Origin of the sequence: Arthrobacter sp. B10-11, assembly GCF_033142195.1 — a bacterium.
GTDB lineage: Bacteria > Actinomycetota > Actinomycetes > Actinomycetales > Micrococcaceae > Arthrobacter > Arthrobacter oryzae_C.
This window is the reverse complement of sequence record NZ_JAWMTH010000003.1, coordinates 228224-246875: the sequence shown is the minus strand read 5'-3', so window position 1 is coordinate 246875 and position 18652 is coordinate 228224. Positions and strand designations below refer to the sequence as shown.

16 protein-coding genes are annotated in these 18652 nt (G+C 65.2%); 7 read left to right on the top strand and 9 right to left on the bottom strand.

Annotation, left to right across the window (positions count from 1 at the left end; all coding sequences use genetic code 11):
- Positions 1-52: 52 nt before the first annotated feature.
- Positions 53-1249, bottom strand: coding sequence for a glycogen synthase (gene glgA, locus RW112_RS11040; protein ID WP_305941045.1), 1197 nt, complete (start codon positions 1247-1249; stop codon positions 53-55).
- 101 nt (positions 1250-1350) lie between these two features.
- Between glgA and glgC the strand changes: the two genes are divergently transcribed.
- The 3 genes from glgC to RW112_RS11025 all read left to right on the top strand — a co-directional run bounded on the left by glgC (position 1351) and on the right by RW112_RS11025 (position 4822).
- Complete coding sequence (gene glgC, locus RW112_RS11035; RefSeq protein ID WP_317781803.1) at positions 1351-2748, top strand: glucose-1-phosphate adenylyltransferase; 1398 nt, start codon at positions 1351-1353, stop codon at positions 2746-2748.
- Between the two features lie 67 nt (positions 2749-2815).
- Positions 2816-4267, top strand: a complete 1452-nt coding sequence (locus RW112_RS11030) for an SDR family NAD(P)-dependent oxidoreductase (protein WP_317781802.1) — start codon at positions 2816-2818, stop codon at positions 4265-4267.
- Between the two features lie 90 nt (positions 4268-4357).
- Entirely contained in the window at positions 4358-4822 is a 465-nt protein-coding gene (locus RW112_RS11025) for a pyridoxamine 5'-phosphate oxidase family protein (RefSeq protein WP_317781801.1), read from the top strand.
- A 27-nt stretch (positions 4823-4849) separates the two neighbouring features.
- Here RW112_RS11025 and RW112_RS11020 read toward each other — a convergent pair whose 3' ends face one another.
- Positions 4850-5293, bottom strand: coding sequence for a universal stress protein (locus tag RW112_RS11020; RefSeq protein ID WP_317781800.1), 444 nt, complete (start codon positions 5291-5293; stop codon positions 4850-4852).
- A gap of 273 nt (positions 5294-5566) precedes the next feature.
- Between RW112_RS11020 and RW112_RS11015 the strand changes: the two genes are divergently transcribed.
- The gene (locus RW112_RS11015; RefSeq protein ID WP_411709894.1) at positions 5567-6331 is read left to right on the top strand and encodes a response regulator; all 765 of its coding nucleotides are present in this window, start codon (positions 5567-5569) and stop codon (positions 6329-6331) included.
- Here RW112_RS11015 and RW112_RS11010 read toward each other — a convergent pair.
- Positions 6328-8025, bottom strand: a complete 1698-nt coding sequence (locus RW112_RS11010; RefSeq protein WP_317782185.1) for a GAF domain-containing sensor histidine kinase — start codon at positions 8023-8025, stop codon at positions 6328-6330. The genes RW112_RS11015 and RW112_RS11010 overlap by 4 nt on opposite strands.
- Before the next feature lie 156 nt (positions 8026-8181).
- On the opposite strand from RW112_RS11010, the gene RW112_RS11005 reads away from it, so the two are divergent.
- A complete protein-coding gene (locus RW112_RS11005) occupies positions 8182-8667 on the top strand; it encodes a pyridoxamine 5'-phosphate oxidase family protein (RefSeq protein WP_305941039.1) in 486 nt (161 codons plus the stop codon).
- A gap of 32 nt (positions 8668-8699) precedes the next feature.
- On the opposite strand, the gene RW112_RS11000 is transcribed toward RW112_RS11005, so the two are convergent.
- From RW112_RS11000 to RW112_RS10990, 3 genes are all read right to left on the bottom strand, one after another.
- Positions 8700-9551, bottom strand: coding sequence for a transglutaminase family protein (locus RW112_RS11000; RefSeq protein ID WP_317781798.1), 852 nt, complete (start codon positions 9549-9551; stop codon positions 8700-8702).
- Complete coding sequence (locus tag RW112_RS10995) at positions 9548-10474, bottom strand: alpha-E domain-containing protein (RefSeq protein ID WP_317781797.1); 927 nt, start codon at positions 10472-10474, stop codon at positions 9548-9550. The genes RW112_RS11000 and RW112_RS10995 overlap by 4 nt, the downstream gene beginning before the upstream one ends.
- 81 nt (positions 10475-10555) lie before the next feature.
- A complete protein-coding gene (locus tag RW112_RS10990; RefSeq protein WP_305943626.1) occupies positions 10556-12112 on the bottom strand; it encodes a circularly permuted type 2 ATP-grasp protein in 1557 nt (518 codons plus the stop codon).
- A 234-nt stretch (positions 12113-12346) separates the two neighbouring features.
- Here RW112_RS10990 and RW112_RS10985 point away from each other — a divergent pair, with 234 nt between their 5' ends.
- A complete protein-coding gene (locus RW112_RS10985; RefSeq protein WP_411709904.1) occupies positions 12347-13393 on the top strand; it encodes a YeiH family protein in 1047 nt (348 codons plus the stop codon).
- A gap of 86 nt (positions 13394-13479) precedes the next feature.
- Positions 13480-16107, top strand: a complete 2628-nt coding sequence (gene pepN, locus RW112_RS10980; RefSeq protein ID WP_317781796.1) for an aminopeptidase N — start codon at positions 13480-13482, stop codon at positions 16105-16107.
- A gap of 104 nt (positions 16108-16211) precedes the next feature.
- Here the strand turns inward: pepN and RW112_RS10975 are convergent, their stop codons facing one another.
- The 3 genes from RW112_RS10975 to RW112_RS10965 form a co-directional block, all read right to left on the bottom strand.
- Positions 16212-17321, bottom strand: coding sequence for a biotin/lipoate A/B protein ligase family protein (locus RW112_RS10975; protein ID WP_317781795.1), 1110 nt, complete (start codon positions 17319-17321; stop codon positions 16212-16214).
- 93 nt (positions 17322-17414) lie between these two features.
- On the bottom strand, positions 17415-17672 hold the full coding sequence (locus RW112_RS10970; RefSeq protein ID WP_028267311.1) for a type B 50S ribosomal protein L31: 258 nt from the start codon (positions 17670-17672) through the stop codon (positions 17415-17417).
- Positions 17673-17808: 136 nt separating this feature from the next.
- Positions 17809-18618, bottom strand: coding sequence for an RNA methyltransferase (locus tag RW112_RS10965; protein WP_317781793.1), 810 nt, complete (start codon positions 18616-18618; stop codon positions 17809-17811).
- Between the last annotated feature and the right edge of the window lie 34 nt (positions 18619-18652).

Genomic DNA, 18652 nt, shown 5'->3' with positions numbered 1-18652 from the left:
CGACGGCGCCGCCCCCGATACCGGGAGCGGCGCCGTCGTTGTTTATTCCGAATCAGGCAAGGACCGAGCGGTACACCTCGAGGGTGGTTTCCGTAATGGACTCCCAGGAGAAGTGCTCCTCCGCGCGGCGCCGCCCCGCCTGGCCCATGACGCGCGCCCGCTCGGGATCGGACACCACTTCGGTGAGGGCAGCGGCGAACTCGTTGACGAACTTCTCCGGATCCAGCGGCGTTCCGGTACCGTCGGTGACCTGCTCCAGCTCCACCAGCAGTCCGGTTTCACCGTGCTGGACAACCTCGGGGATCCCGCCGGTGGCGCTTGCCACGACGGCCGCGCCGCAGGCCATGGCTTCCAGGTTGACGATGCCCAGGGGCTCGTAGATGGAAGGGCAGGCGAACGCGGTTGCGTGGCTGAGCACCTGGATCAGTTCATTGCGGGGCAGCATCCGTTCAACAAGGACGACGCCGGTGCGCTGGCTCTGAAGTTCCTCGATGAGGCGGGCGGTTTCCGCGGCGAGTTCCGGAGTGTCCGCCGCGCCGAGGCACAGGACAAGCTGGACGTTGGCCGGCAGTTTCGCGGCAGCACGGAGCAGGTAGGGAACGCCCTTCTGGCGCGTGTTGCGGCCTACGAATACGACGCTGGGCAGTTCCGGATCGATTCCCAGGGCGCGGATGGCGTCATCGCCTTCGTCGCGGGTCCAGAGTTCGACGTCAATGCCGTTGTGCACCACGCGGACCTTGGCCGGATCGACTTCCGGGTAACTGCGCAGAATGTCCTGGCGCATTCCTTCGGAGACGGCGATGATGGCTGCCGCGGCCTCGTAGGCGGTCTTTTCCACCCAGGACGACAGGGCGTAGCCACCGCCGAGCTGCTCGGCCTTCCACGGACGCAGCGGCTCCAGGCTGTGGGCGCTCAACACGTGCGGGATGCCGTGCAGCAGCGACGCAAGGTGGCCCGCCATGTTGGCATACCACGTGTGCGAATGCACAAGGTCTGCCCCCGCAATGTCCGGCACGATCCGCAGATCCACTCCGAGCGTCTGGACGGCGGCGTTGGCCGCACCCAGATCCTCCGGAACGGAGTAGGACGTCACCTTCGCCCCGTGGTAGTCGGGATCCCGGGGCGCCCCGAAGGCCCGCACCTGCAAATCCACATGCTTGGCCAGCACACGGCTCAATTCGGCCACATGGACCCCGGCGCCGCCGTAAATCTCGGGCGGGAACTCTTTAGTCACAATGTCTATTCGCACGATACCCAAGGTAGTCCTTACGGCGTATCTGTTCTAGTGTGAAGGAGTCCGGGCGTGCCGGACTTTTGGGGAAGATACGAAGGCGTACAGGAGCGACCACCATGCCGTTGAATAAGAAAGTCCTGGCTATTGTCCTCGCGGGCGGCGAGGGTAACCGTCTGATGCCATTGACGGCTGACAGGGCCAAACCCGGCGTGCCTTTTGCCGGAAGCTACCGGCTGATCGACTTTGCGCTGTCCAACCTGGTGAATTCCCGGTATTTGCAGATTGTGGTGCTTACGCAATATAAATCCCACAGCCTTGACCGGCACATTTCCGAAACGTGGCGAATGTCCACCCAGTTGGGAAACTACATTGCCTCCGTCCCCGCACAGCAGCGCGTCGGCAAGAGCTGGTTCCTTGGCAGCGCCAACGCCATTTACCAGTCCCTGAACCTGATCCATGACGCCAACCCCGACATTGTGGTCGTGGTGGGCGCAGACCACGTTTACCGCATGGATTTCGCCCAAATGGTGGAACAGCATGTTGCCAGTGGCGCCAAGGCCACCGTAGCCGCCGTCCGCCAGCCGCTGAACATGGCAGACCAGTTCGGCGTGATCGAGGTGGACCAGAACGATCCCCAGAAGATCGCGGCCTTCGTCGAGAAGCCTTCCTCGACCCCCGGCCTTGCCGCCGACCCGACGCAGTTCCTGGCGTCCATGGGAAATTATGTATTCGATGCCGACGCCCTGGTGGACGCACTGCACGTGGATGCCGAGCGCCTCGACACCAAGCACGACATGGGCGGGGACATCATCCCGTACTTCGTCAACAAGGGCGAAGCAGGCGTTTACGACTTCACGCTGAACGATATTCCGGGTTCGACCGAACGGGACCGCACGTACTGGCGCGATGTCGGAACCATCGATTCCTTCTACGACGCCCACATGGACCTTATTTCGCCGATGCCGGTCTTCAACCTGTACAACTCGGATTGGCCCATTTACACCCGGCAGAGCATTTCACCGCCGGCAAAGTTTGTTCGCGGCCAGGGAAACACCGTGGGTACGGCCCTAGACTCGATCGTGGCAAGCGGCGTAGTGATCTCCGGCGGCATCGTGGAGGGTTCGGTCCTGTCCAACGACGTCTACGTGGGCACCTCGAGCCGTGTGGTGGATTCGGTCCTCATGGACAAGGTCCAGATCGGCGAGGGTGCCGTGGTTCACCGTGCCATCATCGACAAGAACGTCAAGGTGCCCGCCGGTGCGGCCATCGGCCTGGATCCCGAACGTGACCGCGCCCGGGGCTTCAAGGTCACGGACTCGGGCATTACGGTGCTGTCGAAGGGCCAGCAAGTCCCGGAGCCGGACGAAGCTGAACGAGCACTTTCGGCGGCCAACCTTCATTTGGTCCCCAATGCGATTAAGGCAGCTACCGAAAACTACCCGTCTGCGCGGGACTCCGTGGCCAAGGTGGGAGAAGCCCACGCCGCGGCCCTGGGTGTGACTGTCACCGACTAAGGGGCTATCCGCCGCTGCTGAACCCTGACGGCAGGCCGCAGGATTCCCAGGCTGTAAAATTGGACCAATGAACACCCCCGATTTGACGCCTGAGGACATCCAGGCCTGCCTCAAGGTTCTCAACACCATCCACGCCTACGACGAGGAACACCCTGACTATGTCTCGGTACGCCGCGCCACCGGCAAGATGTTTAAGGCTGTCAAACGCCACCGCCGGGTCACCAAGCGGGACCTGATCGCGGAATCTGACCGCGCCGTGATAGCACAGACGGCAACGGCAGCTCCCGACCGCATCGATGACGAAACGCGCGGGAACAAGCTGGAGCCTTCAGCAACGGGCAAGGTGGCCGGGCACCTCATCAGGTCGCGCCCCTGCTACATCTGCAAAAACCACTACACGCAGGTTGACGCCTTTTACCACCAGCTGTGTCCTGAATGTGCCGCATTCAGCCACAGCAAGCGCGATGCGCGCACGGACCTCAAGGGCCGGCGCGCGCTGCTTACCGGCGGCCGCGCGAAAATCGGCATGTACATCGCACTACGTCTGCTCCGCGACGGAGCACACACCACCATCACCACACGGTTCCCGAAGGATGCCGCGCGTCGCTTCGCGGCGATGGAGGACAGCGGGGACTGGCTCCACCGGCTCCGGATTGTGGGCATCGACCTCCGTGACCCCTCCCAGGTGATGGCCCTGACCGACTCGCTGGACGCTGCAGGACCGCTGGATATCATCATCAACAATGCCGCCCAGACTGTCCGCCGGTCCGGCAACGCCTATAAACCGCTGGTCGATGCCGAGGACGAACCCTTGCCGGCAGCCCTTGAGACGGCCAACGGCGGCCCGGAACTGGTGACTTTCGGCCACGCCCATGACAAACACCCGCTTGCCCTGGCCAGCAGCGTCATGGAGCACCCCGTCCTGGCCGGGGACGCCATCACCTCCCTTGCCCTCTCCACAGGGTCCGCATCGCTGGAACGGATTGCTTCCGGAACGGCCATCGACGCCGGCGGCCTGGTTCCGGACCTCGCCACGATCAACAGCTGGACCCAGGTGGTGGACGAAGTGGATCCACTGGAAATGCTGGAGGTGCAACTCTGCAACGTGACTGCGCCCTTCCTGCTGGTGAGCCGGCTGCGGGCTGCCATGAAGCGCTCCACCGCGCACCGGAAGTACATCGTGAACGTCTCCGCCATGGAGGGGCAGTTCTCACGCGCGTACAAGGGCCCGGGCCACCCGCACACGAATATGGCCAAAGCCGCACTGAACATGATGACCCGCACCAGCGCGCAGGAAATGCTGGATTCCGACGGCATCCTCATGACCGCGGTGGACACCGGGTGGATTACGGACGAGCGGCCCCACTTCACCAAGGTCAGGCTCATGGAGGAAGGCTTCCACGCGCCGCTGGACCTCGTGGACGGTGCAGCCAGGGTCTACGATCCGATCGTCATGGGCGAAAACGGCGAGGACCAGTACGGCGTCTTCCTCAAGGACTACAAGCCGAGCCCCTGGTAGGCACATCCCCTCTAGCAGGGTCTTTGGGGGTGCCGCTAGGGGCCTAATGGCCCTAATGGGCGCCCGGGTGGGACCGTAACGTGGGTTTACATGAACACGATGTCACCGCCTGAGGGCCAGCTGTCCATTGACCAGTGCTGGGTTATGCTCGACACCGAGACGGTGGGGAGAATCGCCCTGATTGTCGATGCGCACCCGGAGATTTTCCCGGTTAATTTCGTGCTCCAGCGCCGCAGCATAGTCTTCCGGACAGCGGGCGGAACCAAGCTCTGGGCAGCCATGACGGCCAAGCCCGTGGCATTCGAAATCGACGGCTATGACGCCCACGAAGAGATGGCATGGAGCGTGGTTGCCCGCGGCGAAGCAGAACTGATTGAAACCCAGGACGAAAAGGACGAAGTGGATGCCCTGTTCCTGGAACCATGGCAGCCCGGAGACAAGGACTACTATGTCCGCCTTGCGCCCAAGGCACTGACCGGCCGCCGGTTCAAGGTCAAGAAGCCCGACCTGTGGAACACCCGGCTGTCCGATCCCCGGCGCGCCGCGTTCGAGTAGGTCGCAGCGCCGGAGCGCACTCCTGAGTCACCGTTTTTCGGGGGTGTGCACCACTAGTACCGGGCAGTGGGCGTGGGCAACGCAGGCAGAGCTCACCGAGCCCAGCAGCAGGCCTCCGAAGCCTCCGTGGCCGCGTCGTCCCACAACCAGCATGTCAGCAGTCCGGCTCGCCTCAATGAGGGTATGCCTCGGGCGTCCCTGCACGAGCCGGACCTCGACGTCCTGCGGCGTTTCGGGACCGAACGCCTTCTCCACGGCTTCCTGGAGGATCTCGCCCGCACGCACATCGAAGTCATCGATCCCCATGGCCACGTAGCCGTCGTACACAGGCGGGTAATCCCAGCACCCCATTGCGACAAGCTGCGCTCCCAGCTGGCCTGCGAGGCCGTGGGCCTGCTTCAGGGCTTCCACGGACGCATCCGAACCGTCGACGCCCACTACGATCGTACGGGCATCCCTGGACTCATTCATGGCTTCCCCTCTCGAGGGCGGCTGTCACGGGCAGGACCCGACGGGCACGCCGGCAGGTGTCCTTCAAGGATGTGGGCGGGGTGCGGCCCTCGCTAGGGCCTAAAGTCATGCTCCGGTGGGTCCAAGGACCCTTGCAGCACTTACCGCCGTCAACGAGAATTGCAGAGCCGGATGACGGAAACCGGGTCCAGACAGCGATAATGGGATCTGCACCGCACCGGCAAGCTGGTTGCGGACCGATTATGGCAGCTCCGGCCGCCGGACAGGAGGACCATGATTCCTCGGGCAGACCAAGGTCACTCCGCTCAGGACATGCACACTGACCTGATCCGCGTGTTCATCCTCGATGACCACGAACTTGTCAGGCGGGGGCTCCAGGAGCTTCTTGAAGGCGAGGGTTTCCAGGTTGTGGGAAGCTCAGGTTCCGCTGTCGAGGCCACGCGGCGCATTCCCGCCCTGCATCCGGATGTGAGCGTGCTCGACGCCCGCCTTCCGGATGGAACGGGAATCGAAGTCTGCCGCGACGTGCGTTCCGTCGACCCCAACCTGAACTGCCTCATCCTGACAAGCTTCGACGACGAGCAGGCACTGCGCGGTGCGGTCCTCGCCGGCGCCCGAGGGTACGTCCTCAAAGAGATCGGCGGCACTGACCTGATAGGGGCACTGCGCCGTGCCGCTGCCGGTGACTCACTCTTCGACGACGGCGTGGCGGCGAGCATCGTCGAGAGCCTGGTAGCGCCCCAGCAGGTCGATCCGAGGATCGCCGGGCTTACGCCTCAGGAACGGCGCGTCTTGGAACTCGTGGGCGGCGGCCTCACCAACCGCCAGATCGCGGCGGAAATGTTCCTGGCGGAGAAGACCGTGAAGAATTACGTGTCCTCGCTCCTGGCAAAACTGGGCTTTGAACGGCGCACGCAGGCGGCTGTGTATATTGCCAACAACGCGATGCCGGCCCCGTCATCGACGGGGCATTCCGGCGCCTCCCATTCAGCGTCTGCCCACGCCGCCGGCAACGATGCGGACGGACACCGGCGCTAAAGCGGGACGGACCACTCCAGGCTGGTTCCCGCGTCCGGCGTGCCGGTGATGGCGCATGTGCCATCCAGCATTCTGGCCCGCTCCTCCATGTTGTTGAGTCCGTTGCGTTTCACTGAACCGTTGAACCCGCGGCCGTTGTCCGTGACCAGGACCGTCATCCTGCCGTTCAGGGCGGAGACGGACACCTCGATCGAGTCTGCCCCCGAATGCCGGACGGCGTTGCTGAGCCCCTCGGTCACCACGGCCACCACATGCTCGGCCTTGTCGGGGAGAACCGAGTCCACCGGACCTTCCAGGTTTAGGCCGGGCGTAAACGGCATTGACTTGGCAGCACTTCGCGTGGCACGCAGGAGCCGCCCGCTGAGCAGTTCAGTGTCGCTGGAGCCGGTTTTGAGCGAGTAGATGGTGTCCCGGAGGCTGCGGATGGCTTCGTCGAGTTCCCCGGTGATGGCGCGGATGCGCTCAAGGGCAAGGTCTTCCTTCGTGAAGCGGTTCAGACTCTGGACGCTGAGGCCGGCAGCGAACAGCCGCTGGATCACGAGGTCATGCAGGTCTCGGGCGATGCGGTCACGATCGGTGAAGACCAGCAGCTCTTCCCGCAGCCGGTGGACCCTGGCTAGTTCAAGCGCCAACGCGACGTGCGACCCGAAGACAGCACCCATCTCCACGTCGGTTCGTCCGTAGGGCCCGGCTCCCGCATCCCGGACAAGGAGCAGCAAGCCGTGGTGCGCGCCTTGTGTACTGAGGGCCACGGCAAGGAGCGGACCGGCAACAGTCCCCTCCAGAACCCCCAGAACGTCGGCGGCATTGTCCACCAACACAGGCTCGCCTCCTTCGAGCACAGCCTGGAGTGCCTCCGAATCCATGGACAGGGGCAATCCGGAAAACAGTTCCGCATCCGCGCCGTCCGCCCCGGCAACGATGTAGCCGGCGCCGTCAGGTATGGGCTCCACAATCAGCGCAAGCCGGGAACCGGATTCCCGCAACGCCCGTCCGGCAATGGGATCGAGGCCGGCCGACGACGTGGGATCGGTGCCCAGCATCAGCCCTGAGACATCCATGCAGGCTTCCAGCCATTGCGCACGCCGCCGGGCGTCGTCGTAGAGCCGCGCATTCTCAATGGCGACGCCGGCAGCGGCCGCGAGGGCAACGGCCAGCTCCTCATCCTCCACCGTGAAATCGCCGCCGCCCTCCTTTTCCGTTAGATAGAGGTTTCCAAAGACAACGTCGCGTACCCGGACGGGTACGCCAAGGAACGACTGCATGGGCGGGTGGTGCTTGGGAAAGCCGTATGCCTCGGGATGGCTCCGCAAGTCATGGAGCCGCAGCGGCCGCGGATCCGAGATCAGTAAGCCCAGGACGCCATGGCCGGTGGGAAGGGGGCCGATCTTCTTGGCGAGTTCGCCGTCGATACCCACGGTGATGAAGTGGCTGAGTGCACGGTCGTCCCCGATAACACCCAGTGCCCCGTAGCGGGCGCGCAGCAACTGGCAGGCTGACTGGACAACCCGCTCCAGCACGGCATCGAGGCTCAAGTCCTCTGCAACGGCCACAACCGCTTCGAGGAGGCCGCCCATACGCTCCTGGAACTGGAGGAGTTCACCGGCCCGGGAAACGAAGTCCTTGAGCAGGTCCTCGATCCTCGTGCCGCTGGCTGCCGTATATCGTCCGGGACCGTCGCCATCGGCATGCATATCCACAACCCACTCCTGACCGCGCCTGTCCGCTCCGGCGTCGTGAGGCCAGAATACCGTTAAGGCCTTCATCCTTGGGCCGAAACCGTCCGTGAGGGGCGGCAGGGGTCCTTGGGCCCTAGCTTTCCGGACGTTTCCTCGCTTAGGCTCGGCGTCATGAGCACTGATCGGAAACCCGGCGCTGACCACCCGCACGAAGTCGAAAACCTCGACAACCACGAATGCTGGCGCCTGCTGAGGAGCGTCTCGGTGGGCCGGCTGGCTGTCTGGGTCGAGGACCACCCGGACATCTTCCCCATCAACTACAAGGTGGACCACGGAACGCTGGTCTTTCGCACGGCGGACGGCACGAAGCTGCAGGCGGCTACCGGTGATACACCCGTGGCCGTGGAAGCCGACGGCGTTGACGCCGACACCGGCATCGCCTGGAGCGTCGTGATCAAGGGGCAGGCCGCCCCGGTCAAGAACCCGCAGGAGGTTCTGGACACGGTTGGGCTGCTTCTCTTCCCTTGGCAGGCAGGGAAGAAAGAACACTTCGTCCGGATCACCCCGGACACCGTTACGGGCCGGCGCTTCAAGGTCACTCCCCCGTTGACCTGGTGGACGCCGCTGGACGACGCCACCCGTTCCGGGTACGAGTAAACGGGTACGCGTCAGAAAGCTGTGCCGCCCGGCTACGCCAGGCGGGTGATTTCCACGCTCACGTTCAACGCGGAGCCGCCGCCTCCGGACAGGATGCCTTTGAGCGGCGGCACATCCCGGTAGTCGCGGCCACGTGCCACGGTGACATGGAAGTCGCCGGCCGGCTTGTGGTTGGTCGGATCCCAGCTGCGCCATTCCCCGTCCCACCACTCCAGCCACGCATGGGACTGGCCGGCCACCGTCTCACCGATGTCCGCCGTCGAACGCGGGTGAAGGTAACCGGAGACGTAACGGGCCGGAATTCCGCAGCTTCTCAGCGCGCCGATGGCGAGGTGCGCCAGGTCCTGGCAGACCCCCTGGCGCTGGCCCCAGGCCTGTGCCGCGTTGGTCGTGACCCCGGTTGAGCCTTTCATGTAGGTCATTTCGCCGCGCATCCACTCGAAGATGGCCATGGCGGCCCCGTGGGGGTCGCGGCCTTCGACGATCCCCGGGATGATGCCGAGGACTTCGTCTCCGGGACCGCTCAGCCGGGACTGCGGGATCCAGTCACTGAACTGGTTGAGCGTCTCAGGTGCCTGCAGCACGTCCCAGGCAACGATGTCGCCGTCAGCCGGCACACGCTCCGCACGGTGCACCTCGACCGTGGTGGTGGCGACCACCTCCAGATATTCGTGGGGCATCTGCATATCGAAGGCAGTGACCCGCGTGCCCCAGTAGTCGCGATAGCTGCTGATGGCGGCCTGCGACGGCGCAACCTTCATGGACGACTCCAGCACCACCTGCTGCGGATCCGTCAGCGGCGTCATGCGGGCTTCGTTGTAGGACAGCGTGACACGCTTGTTGTACTTGTAGCCGGTCTTGTGGATGATACTCAGCCGGGTCATGAAACTTCTCCCACCCAGGCCAGTTCGTCCGCCTGATTGAAGTACTTACGGGAAATGGCGTCTGAAGCCTGCGACACAGCCTTCTGGACGCGCTCCATGTGCTCCGGCAATTCAGACATGAGGTCGTCCGTGCGGTGGAACTCCAGGAAGGTGCGGGCCTGGCCCACGATCCGGCGCGCGTCGTTGATGAAGCCAACACGCTGCGCGGAGGGGTCCAGCTTCGCCAGGCAATCGTCGGCGTCCCGCAGCGCGTAAACGATGGAGCGGGGAAACAGACGGTCCAGCAGCAGGAACTCGGCAGCATGCTGGTCCCCGAAGGCAGCCCGGCGTGTCCGAAGGAAGGACTCGTAGGCTCCGGCGCACCGGAGCATGTTGACCCATGACATGCCTGCAGAGAGCACATCGCGGGTCGAGAGCATGCGGGCCGTCATGTCGGCACGCTCCAGGGAACGGCCCAGAGCCAGGAACAGCCAGCTGTCATCATGGCTGACAGTCGTGTCGGCCAGTCCGCTCACCATGGCCGTACGTTCCAGCACCCAGTGGCAGAAGCGGTAGGTGCCCACCACGTCCTTGCGGTGCTGGTTCAGGCCGTAATACGTCGTGTTCAGGCTCTCCCAGAGCCCGGAGGATACCGTTTCGCGGGCACGGCGGGCATTCTCGCGGGCGGCCCCCAGTGATCCGGCGATCGAGGTGGCGCTCTGTTTGTCGTAGGCGAGGGCGTGCAACAGCTCCTCAAGGCCGAATTCGTCACCCTCGGGCCGGGCTCCCATAACCGCCAGGAGTTCCCGCGCAACATTGTCCCGCTCCTCCGTGGGCAGATGGTTGAGCCGCTCAAGGTGGACATCCAGGATGCGGGCAGTGCCATCGGCCCGCTCCACATAGCGGCCGATCCAAAATAGGGACTCGGCAATACGGCTAAGCATTTGCGGCTACCTCCTGCGGGTCCGAAATCTGCGTAAACATCAAAGGCGAAAATAATACGGGCTGAACCAGCGGGCGGCGGCTCACTGCTGCTGCTCCGTCTGGCGGTCGCGCCAGTTGCTTTCGACCGGCCACACCGAAACCCGCTCGCGGACGGTGATGGACGGCCTCGGCAGGAGTTCCACCGGAACCTGGGGCGAGTCAGACAGCACCCAGGTGTCCTTGGAACCGCCGCCCTGGCTGGAGTTGACGATCAGCGACCCCTCCTTGAGGGCCACCCGGGTCAGTCCGCCGGGGAGCACCCAGACGTCGTCGCCGTCGTTGACGGCAAACGGCCGCAGGTCCACGTGCCGAGGGCCAAACTTATCACCGCTGAGCGTCGGGACTGTAGACAGCTGCAGGACCGGCTGGGCAATCCAGCCGCGGGGATCGGCGATGACGCGCTTGCGCAGCGCTTCGAGTTCGTCCTTGGAGGCATCGGGTCCGATGACCAGGCCCTTACCGCCGGAGCCGTCCACCGGTTTGACGACCAGTTCGTCCAGCCGGTCCAGAACGTGCTCACGCGCTTCCTTTTCCTCCAGCCGGAACGTGTCCACGTTGGCAATGACGGGCTCTTCGTTGAGGTAATAGCGGATGAGGTCGGGCACGTAGCTGTAGACGAGCTTGTCGTCAGCGACGCCGTTCCCCACGGCATTGGCGATGGTCACGCCGCCGGCGCGGGCGGCGTTCACCAGCCCGGGGCAGCCCAGCATGGAGTCGGCCCGGAACTGCAGCGGATCGAGGAAGTCGTCGTCGATCCGCTTGTAGATGACGTCAACGCGCTGTTCGCCGGCGGTGGTCCGCATGTACACACGGTTGCCGCGGCAGATCAGGTCGCGGCCCTCTACGAGCTCCACGCCCATGAGGCCGGCAAGCAGGGTGTGCTCGAAGTAGGCGCTGTTGAACACGCCGGGGGTCAGGACAACCACCGTCGGGTCATCCACACCGGACGGTGCCGTCTTGCGGAGCGCGGACAGCAGCCGGCGCGGGTACTCCTCCACCGGGCGGATCAGTTGCTGGCCGAATGCTTCCGGCAGGCCCTTGGCCATGGCACGCCGGTTTTCCAGAACGTAGCTCACGCCGGACGGCACGCGCACGTTGTCCTCCAGCACCCGGAAGGTTCCCGCAGCGTCACGGACGACGTCGATCCCTGAGATGTGGACGCGGACGCCGCCGGCCGGCTCGAAGCCGTGAACCTGGCGGTGGAAGTGGGCGCTGGTGGTGACAAGCTGACGCGGGATGACGCCGTCGGCAACCACGGTCATCTTGTCGTAGACGTCGTTGAGGAAGGCCTCCAGCGCACGGACCCGCTGCGCGACACCCTTTTCCAGGACAGTCCACTCATCCGCAGGAATCACGCGGGGCACGATGTCGAGGGGGAACGGCCGTTCCTCACCTGCGAAGTCAAACGTGACACCGCGGTCCAGGAACGTCCGGGCCATCGAATCGGCACGGGCGGTGACATCGGTGAGGGAAAGCTCCCGCAGGGCCCCTGCGACCTGCCCGTAGGACTTCCTGGCTTCTTGGCCGGGGGCAAACATCTCGTCGTAGGCACCGGTGCGTTCGGCGGCCTCGGAGTAATCCTGGAATAGGTCAGACATGGTCATTAGCCAACCACCTTTTTGTTTCGAATTCATTACTGATGCCCATTGTGGCGTGTTGGCGCCACGCCCTCCGGTTCGTGTTTTTCCGCACTGTTCCGGCAAAGTATGTGAGTGCCATTGCCCAGATTCCCCGCCGCCCGCCAAGGACGGATCGTCGCACGGATCCCACCCCTGCTGCCGGGACTACTCACTGCCGTTTTCGCCGTCGGGGTGGCCTTTACCGTACACGCAATGGTGCCTGTCCTGCCTGCCATGACCGTCGCGGTCGTCCTGGGCCTGCTCGCAGCGAACCTTCCCGGCACGGGAACCTGGGCCGCCGGGCGGGGGCGCGCCGGCCTCGACTTCGGCGGCAAGCACCTGATGCGCGCCGGCATTGTGTTCCTGGGACTGAAGGTCAGCGTCATGGACATCCTTGGCCTCGGCTGGCAGTCCCTGCTGCTGATCACGGGCGTGGTGCTCGCGAGCTTCGCCGGGACCTACGGCATCTCCCGGCTGTTCCGGCTGACCCGTGACACCTCGTTGCTGATCGCCACCGGTTTTTCCATCTGCGGAGCCTCGGCCATCGGCGCGATGGCGGCGGTCCGGCGGATCCGGCACGCGGACACCGTCCTGCCGGTAGCGCTGGTCACCCTGTGCGGCACGCTGGCCATCGGCGTCCTGCCGCTCCTCCTGCACCCGCTGCAGCTCACCCCCGAGGTGTTCGGCGCGTGGACCGGCGCCTCGGTGCACGATGTGGGCCAGGTGGTGGCCACCGCGCAGACCGCGGGGACCGGCGCCCTGGCGATCGCCGTCGTCGTCAAGCTGACAAGGGTGATCCTCCTGGCCCCCATGGTGGCCGCCGCCGGCGTCCACCAGAGGACTGCAATGAGCCGCGTGGCAGGGAACAATACCCGTAATAGCGCCCGAAACAGGGCTGGGAAAGGTTCCCGGACCGACACTGGCCCGGGCAGGGCGGCACAGCCGGGGCCGACCCATCCGGCAGCCGAAGCCGACGGCGCCGAGCTCCGCCTCCCGCCGGTTGTGCCGATGTTCGTCATCGGCTTTGTGGCCATGGTAGGCGTGCGGTCGACAGGATGGCTGTCCCCCGGCTGGCTGGAGGCGGCGGCGGCCGTGCAGGACCTGCTACTGGGCATGGCGCTCTTCGGCCTGGGCTCGGCAGTCCGCGTGCAGACCCTGCTCCACACCGGTGCCCGGGCACTGCTGGCAGCCCTTGCGGCGTGGCTGCTTATCGCCGCGCTGGGCCTTGGCGCCGCCGTCCTGATCATCCAGCCGCACTGATCATTCGTACAGGCCACTTGCACTGCTCACTGGCACGGACCTTCCGGCCGCGCCGATGATCGAGCGGCCCATGATTCAATAGCTTGGTGTCGAATGAGAACCTGCAACGCGAAGAAGCGGCAAATCGCTCAGCCCTGATCACCACCCACAGCTATGACGTGTCCCTCGACGTCCGCCAGGCCCAGGATCCGGAGGTCACCGGCTACACCAGCCGCAGCGTCATTAACTTTTCAGCGCGGGAACCCGGCGGATCCACCTTCCTGGACTTCATCAGCGGCGATGTGCACAGCGTGTTCCTGAACGGCAAGGGGCTTTCGGTCGCCGACGTGGTGGACGGGTCCCGCATCCGGTTGGAGAACCTGCAGGCCGAAAACCAGGTCACCGTTACCGGCACCGCCCTCTACAGCACCTCCGGCGAAGGCATGCACCGCTTCTTTGATCCCGCGGACGGCAAGTGCTACCTCTACACCCAGTACGAACCCGCCGACGCCCGGCGGGTGTTCGCAAACTTTGAACAGCCCGACCTCAAGGCGGAATTCACCTTCCACGTGATGGCTCCGTCCGACTGGGAGGTCGCCTCCAACGGTGCCGAGGCCGACCGCACCCAGCTGACGAGCGACCCCGCGACAAGCCGGTGGGACTTCGCGCCGACGCGGCGGATGTCCACCTACATCACCTCAGTGCTGGCAGGGCCGTACTTCAAGGCCGAGGACCACTGGAGCGGCACCCTGGCGGACGGCTCCGGGCTGGAGATCCCGTTAGCGCTCTTCTGCCGCCGCTCGATGGCGGCATCCTTCGACACCGCGCACCTGTTTCAGCTGACCAAGCAGGGCCTCGCCTTCTTCAACGACCTTTTCGACTATCCGTACCCCTGGGGCAAGTACGACCAGGCGTTCGTGCCCGAATACAACCTGGGCGCCATGGAGAACCCCGGGCTCGTCACATTCACGGAGAACTACGTCTTTACGTCCCGGGCGGCCGATTCCCAGTACCAGGGACGGGCGAACACCCTGATGCACGAGATGGCCCACATGTGGTTTGGCGACCTCGTGACCATGCAGTGGTGGAACGACCTCTGGCTCAAGGAGTCCTTCGCCGACTACATGGGCACGCTGGGTGTGGACAGCGCCACGGACTGGGACACGGCCTGGGTGAACTTCGCCAACAACCGGAAGGCCTGGGCCTATGTCCAGGACCAGCTGCCCACCACCCACCCGATCGTCGCGGACATCCCGGACCTCGAGGCGGCCAAACAGAACTTCGACGGCATCACCTACGCCAAGGGCGCATCCGTCCTCAAACAGCTGGTGGCCTACGTCGGATTTGAAGCGTTCATCGCCGGCTCCCGCCGGTATTTCAAGGACAATGCGTACGGCAACACCACGCTCGCAGACCTGCTCGCCGCCCTCAGCGAGGCCTCGGGCCGCGATCTCGGGCTGTGGGCCCGCCAGTGGTTGCAGACCTCGGGCATTTCCACCATCACTGCCGACATCGAAGAGCACGACGGCGTGCTGGGCAAGGTGGTCGTCGTCCAGGACGCGGTGGACCCTGCCACCGGACGGCAGGAACTGCGTCCGCACCGCCTCCGGATCGGACTCTACGACTTCGACACTGACGGCTCGCTGGTCCGCATGGACAGCGTGGAAACGGATCTGGGCGGGCACGCCACAGAGATCCCGGAACTGGACGGCAAGCCGGTGCCGGCGCTCCTGCTGGTCAACGACGACGACCTCAGCTATGCGAAGGTCCGGTTTGATCCGCGTTCCGAAGCGACCGCACGCGAGTCCCTTGGCGCCCTGCGGGACCCCATGGCGAGGGCACTCTGCTGGACGGCGCTCTGGGATGCGGCCCGCGACGGCGTGGCACCGGCGGACCGTTATGTGGCCGCGGTGGAAAAATTCGGTCCTGCCGAAACGGGCATCGGCGTCCTGCTGAATATTCTGGGCAACGCCTCAACCGCCATTGACCGCTACGTCCCGGCGGCAGAACGGGCCGCAGTCCGTGGCAGCTTCCTGGACGCGGCCGCGCGGGAGCTTGCCGCCGCAGAGCCTGGTTCGGACCATCAGCTTGCCTGGGCGCGGACCCTGGCCACCACCAGCCGGCAGGCAACAGGCCGGCTGGACCTTGTGCGGGGAATCCTGGCCGGGACCACCGTCATTCAGGGGCTTTCGGTTGACCCGGAACTCCGCTGGAGCCTGTGGCACGCCCTGGCAGCCAACGGGCAGGCCACGGAGGCCGAGCTCGACGCGGAACTGGCCCGCGACACCACGGCTTCGGGCCGCGCCGGCCACGCCACGGCCCTCGCAGCCCGGCCGGACGCCGCCGTCAAAGCCGCTGCGTGGGACGCGGCCGTCCAGGGCACCGCGCTTTCCAACCAGCTGCTCAGCGCCACCATCGCCGGTTTCAATACGGCACCCGACGGGCTGCTGGACCCGTTCGTTGAGCCGTACTTCGACTGCCTGGAACGCGTGTGGGCGGAGCGCAGCATCGAAATCGCCAGCAGGATTGTCCGCGGGCTCTATCCGGCAGGACAGGACCTGGACGGCACCAGCCCGGACAGCCACGCCGTGATAGTCCAGACAGACGGCTGGCTCGCCGGGCATCCGGAGGCTCCCCGGGCGCTTCGCCGGATCATCATCGAGCAGCGGAGCCACCTGCACCGGGCCCTCACTGCACAGGCAGCGGCCGCAAAAGCACGATCGGTTGCTCCGTAACGGCCGTTTAGGCCGCTCAGAACGGCGCTTGCGGCCACGCCGGCAGGGTTCCCTGGCCGGGCTTGTGAGGCGAGGGTGCCGGTGGGGAGCAATCGATGAAAATTCTAAGGCACCCGGTGCAGCCACTTCGCGGTGCCGAACTTGGCCGCCACGCGGTCACGGGCAGCGGCAAGTTCCGCGTCCGTGAGGACGGAGGGGGTTGCCCCGTAGCGGCCGGTGAAGACGTCCATCATGGCCTCCACGATGTCCTCCCGGGCCAGCCCGGTCTGGCGGCGCAGGGGATCCACCCGCTTCTTGGCACTGGTGGTGCCCTTGTCCGACAGCTTCTCCTTGCCGATCCGCAGCACCTCCACCATCTTGTCGGCGTCGATGTCGTAGCTCATGGTGACGTGGTGCAGCATGCCGCCGTTTGCCAGCCGCTTCTGGGCAGCCCCGCCGATCTTGCCGTGCTCCGTGGCGATGTCGTTGAGCGGGACGTAGAACGCACTGATGCCCAGTTTCTCCAGCGCAGCCATGACCCAGGCGTCCAGGAACGCGTAGGAGTCGGCGAAGCTGATACCGTCCACCAGGGTCTGGGGAAGGTACAGCGAGTAGGTGATGCAGTTGCCCGCTTCCATGAACATCGCTCCCCCGCCGCTGATCCGGCGGACCACGCTGATGCCATGGCGTGCCACACCCTCAGGATGGACCTCGTTGCGGACGGACTGGAAGCTGCCGATCACCACGGACGGTTCCTCCCAGTCCCAGAACCGTAGCGTGGGATTGCGGCGTCCGGCCCCCACTTCCTCAGTGAGCACCTCGTCGAGGGCCACATTGACGTGCGTCGGCAGGACGGTCGGGGCAATCACATTCCAGTGGTGGTCCGCCCAGCCGGTGGCCTTCGCCAGCGCCCTGCGGACGGCGATGGCCACGGCATCGGCGGAGAATCCGAACAGGACGGCGTCTTCGGGAAGGCCGGCGGACACAGCCGCGGAGATGTCTGCGGCGTCTGTTGAGTCCGGGAGGCCGGTCAGTGCCCGGTTGATGTCCAGCAACGCTTCATCGGGTTCCAGGAAGAAGTCCCCGCTGACCGAAACATGGGCCAGACGCCCGTCCACGACGTCGAAATCCGCCACAACGAGCTTGCCGCCCGGAACCTTGTACTCACCGTGGCGGCGGGCGCCGTCGTCGTGCGTGCCATCCGCCGGGCCGGCCTCAAAAGGAGGGAATGTCATGTTTCCCATCCTGCCCCAAAAACGCGAAAAGCCCGCACCATCCGGAAGTTCCGGAAGGTGCGGGCTTTCCCAATTGACCTTGGGGAGAAGTTGTTACTTCTTGCCGCCGAAGCCCTTGAAGCGAGCGTTGAAGCGCTCGACGCGGCCTGCGGAGTCCATGATGCGCTGCTTGCCCGTGTAGAACGGGTGGGACTCGGAGGAGATTTCGACGTCGATGACCGGGTAGGTGTTTCCGTCTTCCCACTCGATGGTCTTCTTGGAAGACACGGTGGACTTGGTCAGGAACTTGACGCCGGAAGCCAGGTCGTTGAATACAACAGCTTCGTACTTCGGGTGGATATCAGACTTCATAATGGGACCTTTGTTCGCACAACTGGATTTTGCCAGTTGCCAGGTATGAATGGGATGGCCGCGGAATGTACCGGACGGCCAGCTATCAATCATAGCGGAAAACCGGCGCCTTCGCCGCCTGACCGGCCGCGGGTCGTCAGCCTTTCGGGCGCAGTTCCCAGAAAGCGACGGCGGACGCCGCCGCGACGTTGAGCGAGTCGACTCCCTCGCGCATGGGGATCTTGACGGCGAGGTCGACGGCGGCGAGGGTGTCGGCGCTCATCCCGGCGCCCTCCGTGCCCAGCACCAGCGCGAGTTTGTCCGGATTCCGGGCAGCCAGTTCGTCGAGGTCCACGGCGTCGCCGGTCAGTTCCAGGGCGGCCACCGTGAAACCCTGCTCCCGGAGTGCCTCAAGGTCGGCCGGCCATGACTCCAGGCGCGCCCACGGAACCTGGAACACGGTGCCCATGCTCACGCGGACGCTGCGCCGGTAGAGCGGGTCCCCGCAGCGCGGAGAGACCAGCACGGCATCCACACCCAGGGCGGCCGCGGACCGGAAGATCGCACCGACGTTCGTGTGGTCCACGATGTCCTCGAGGACAGCAACCCGCCGGGCGCCGGCGAGCAGTTCGGGCAGCGGTACCGGAGCCGGCCGGTGCATCGCCGCCATGGCGCCCCGGTGCAGGTGGAATCCGGTGATTTCTTCCAGCAAGGCGGCGCTGCCGACGTACACCGGGACGTCCGGAAACCGGTCAAAAACGTCTGCGAGGTCACCGAGCCATTTCTCGGCAAGGAAAAATGACCGTGGCATGTGGCCGGCAGCCAGGGCCCGCCGGAGTACGCGCGAAGATTCGGCGATGTACATGCCTTCCGCGGGTTCGCGCACCTTGCGGAGGTGGACGTCGGTCAGGCGGGTGTAGTCGGAAACGCGTGGATCGTCAGCGGATTCGAGATAGTGGAAAGTCACTGGAAGCCATTCATCGGGGCCGGTGGTCCATCGG

Excerpts from the sequence above, each read along its gene's own strand:
- RW112_RS11020 (WP_317781800.1), bottom strand. The coding sequence starts at position 5,293 with ATGAATGAGTCCAGGGATGCCCGTACGATCGTAGTGGGCGTCGACGGT.
- RW112_RS11005 (WP_305941039.1), top strand. The coding sequence starts at position 8,182 with ATGAGCACTGATCGGAAACCCGGCGCTGACCACCCGCACGAAGTCGAA.
- RW112_RS11010 (WP_317782185.1), bottom strand. The coding sequence starts at position 8,025 with ATGCATGCCGATGGCGACGGTCCCGGACGATATACGGCAGCCAGCGGC.
- RW112_RS11015 (WP_411709894.1), top strand. The coding sequence starts at position 5,567 with ATGATTCCTCGGGCAGACCAAGGTCACTCCGCTCAGGACATGCACACT.
- RW112_RS10985 (WP_411709904.1), top strand. The coding sequence starts at position 12,347 with ATGGTGCCTGTCCTGCCTGCCATGACCGTCGCGGTCGTCCTGGGCCTG.
- RW112_RS11030 (WP_317781802.1), top strand. The coding sequence starts at position 2,816 with ATGAACACCCCCGATTTGACGCCTGAGGACATCCAGGCCTGCCTCAAG.
- RW112_RS10975 (WP_317781795.1), bottom strand. The coding sequence starts at position 17,321 with ATGACATTCCCTCCTTTTGAGGCCGGCCCGGCGGATGGCACGCACGAC.
- RW112_RS10995 (WP_317781797.1), bottom strand. The coding sequence starts at position 10,474 with ATGCTTAGCCGTATTGCCGAGTCCCTATTTTGGATCGGCCGCTATGTG.
- RW112_RS10990 (WP_305943626.1), bottom strand. The coding sequence starts at position 12,112 with ATGTCTGACCTATTCCAGGATTACTCCGAGGCCGCCGAACGCACCGGT.
- glgC (WP_317781803.1), top strand. The coding sequence starts at position 1,351 with ATGCCGTTGAATAAGAAAGTCCTGGCTATTGTCCTCGCGGGCGGCGAG.
- RW112_RS11000 (WP_317781798.1), bottom strand. The coding sequence starts at position 9,551 with ATGACCCGGCTGAGTATCATCCACAAGACCGGCTACAAGTACAACAAG.
- RW112_RS11025 (WP_317781801.1), top strand. The coding sequence starts at position 4,358 with ATGAACACGATGTCACCGCCTGAGGGCCAGCTGTCCATTGACCAGTGC.
- RW112_RS10970 (WP_028267311.1), bottom strand. The coding sequence starts at position 17,672 with ATGAAGTCTGATATCCACCCGAAGTACGAAGCTGTTGTATTCAACGAC.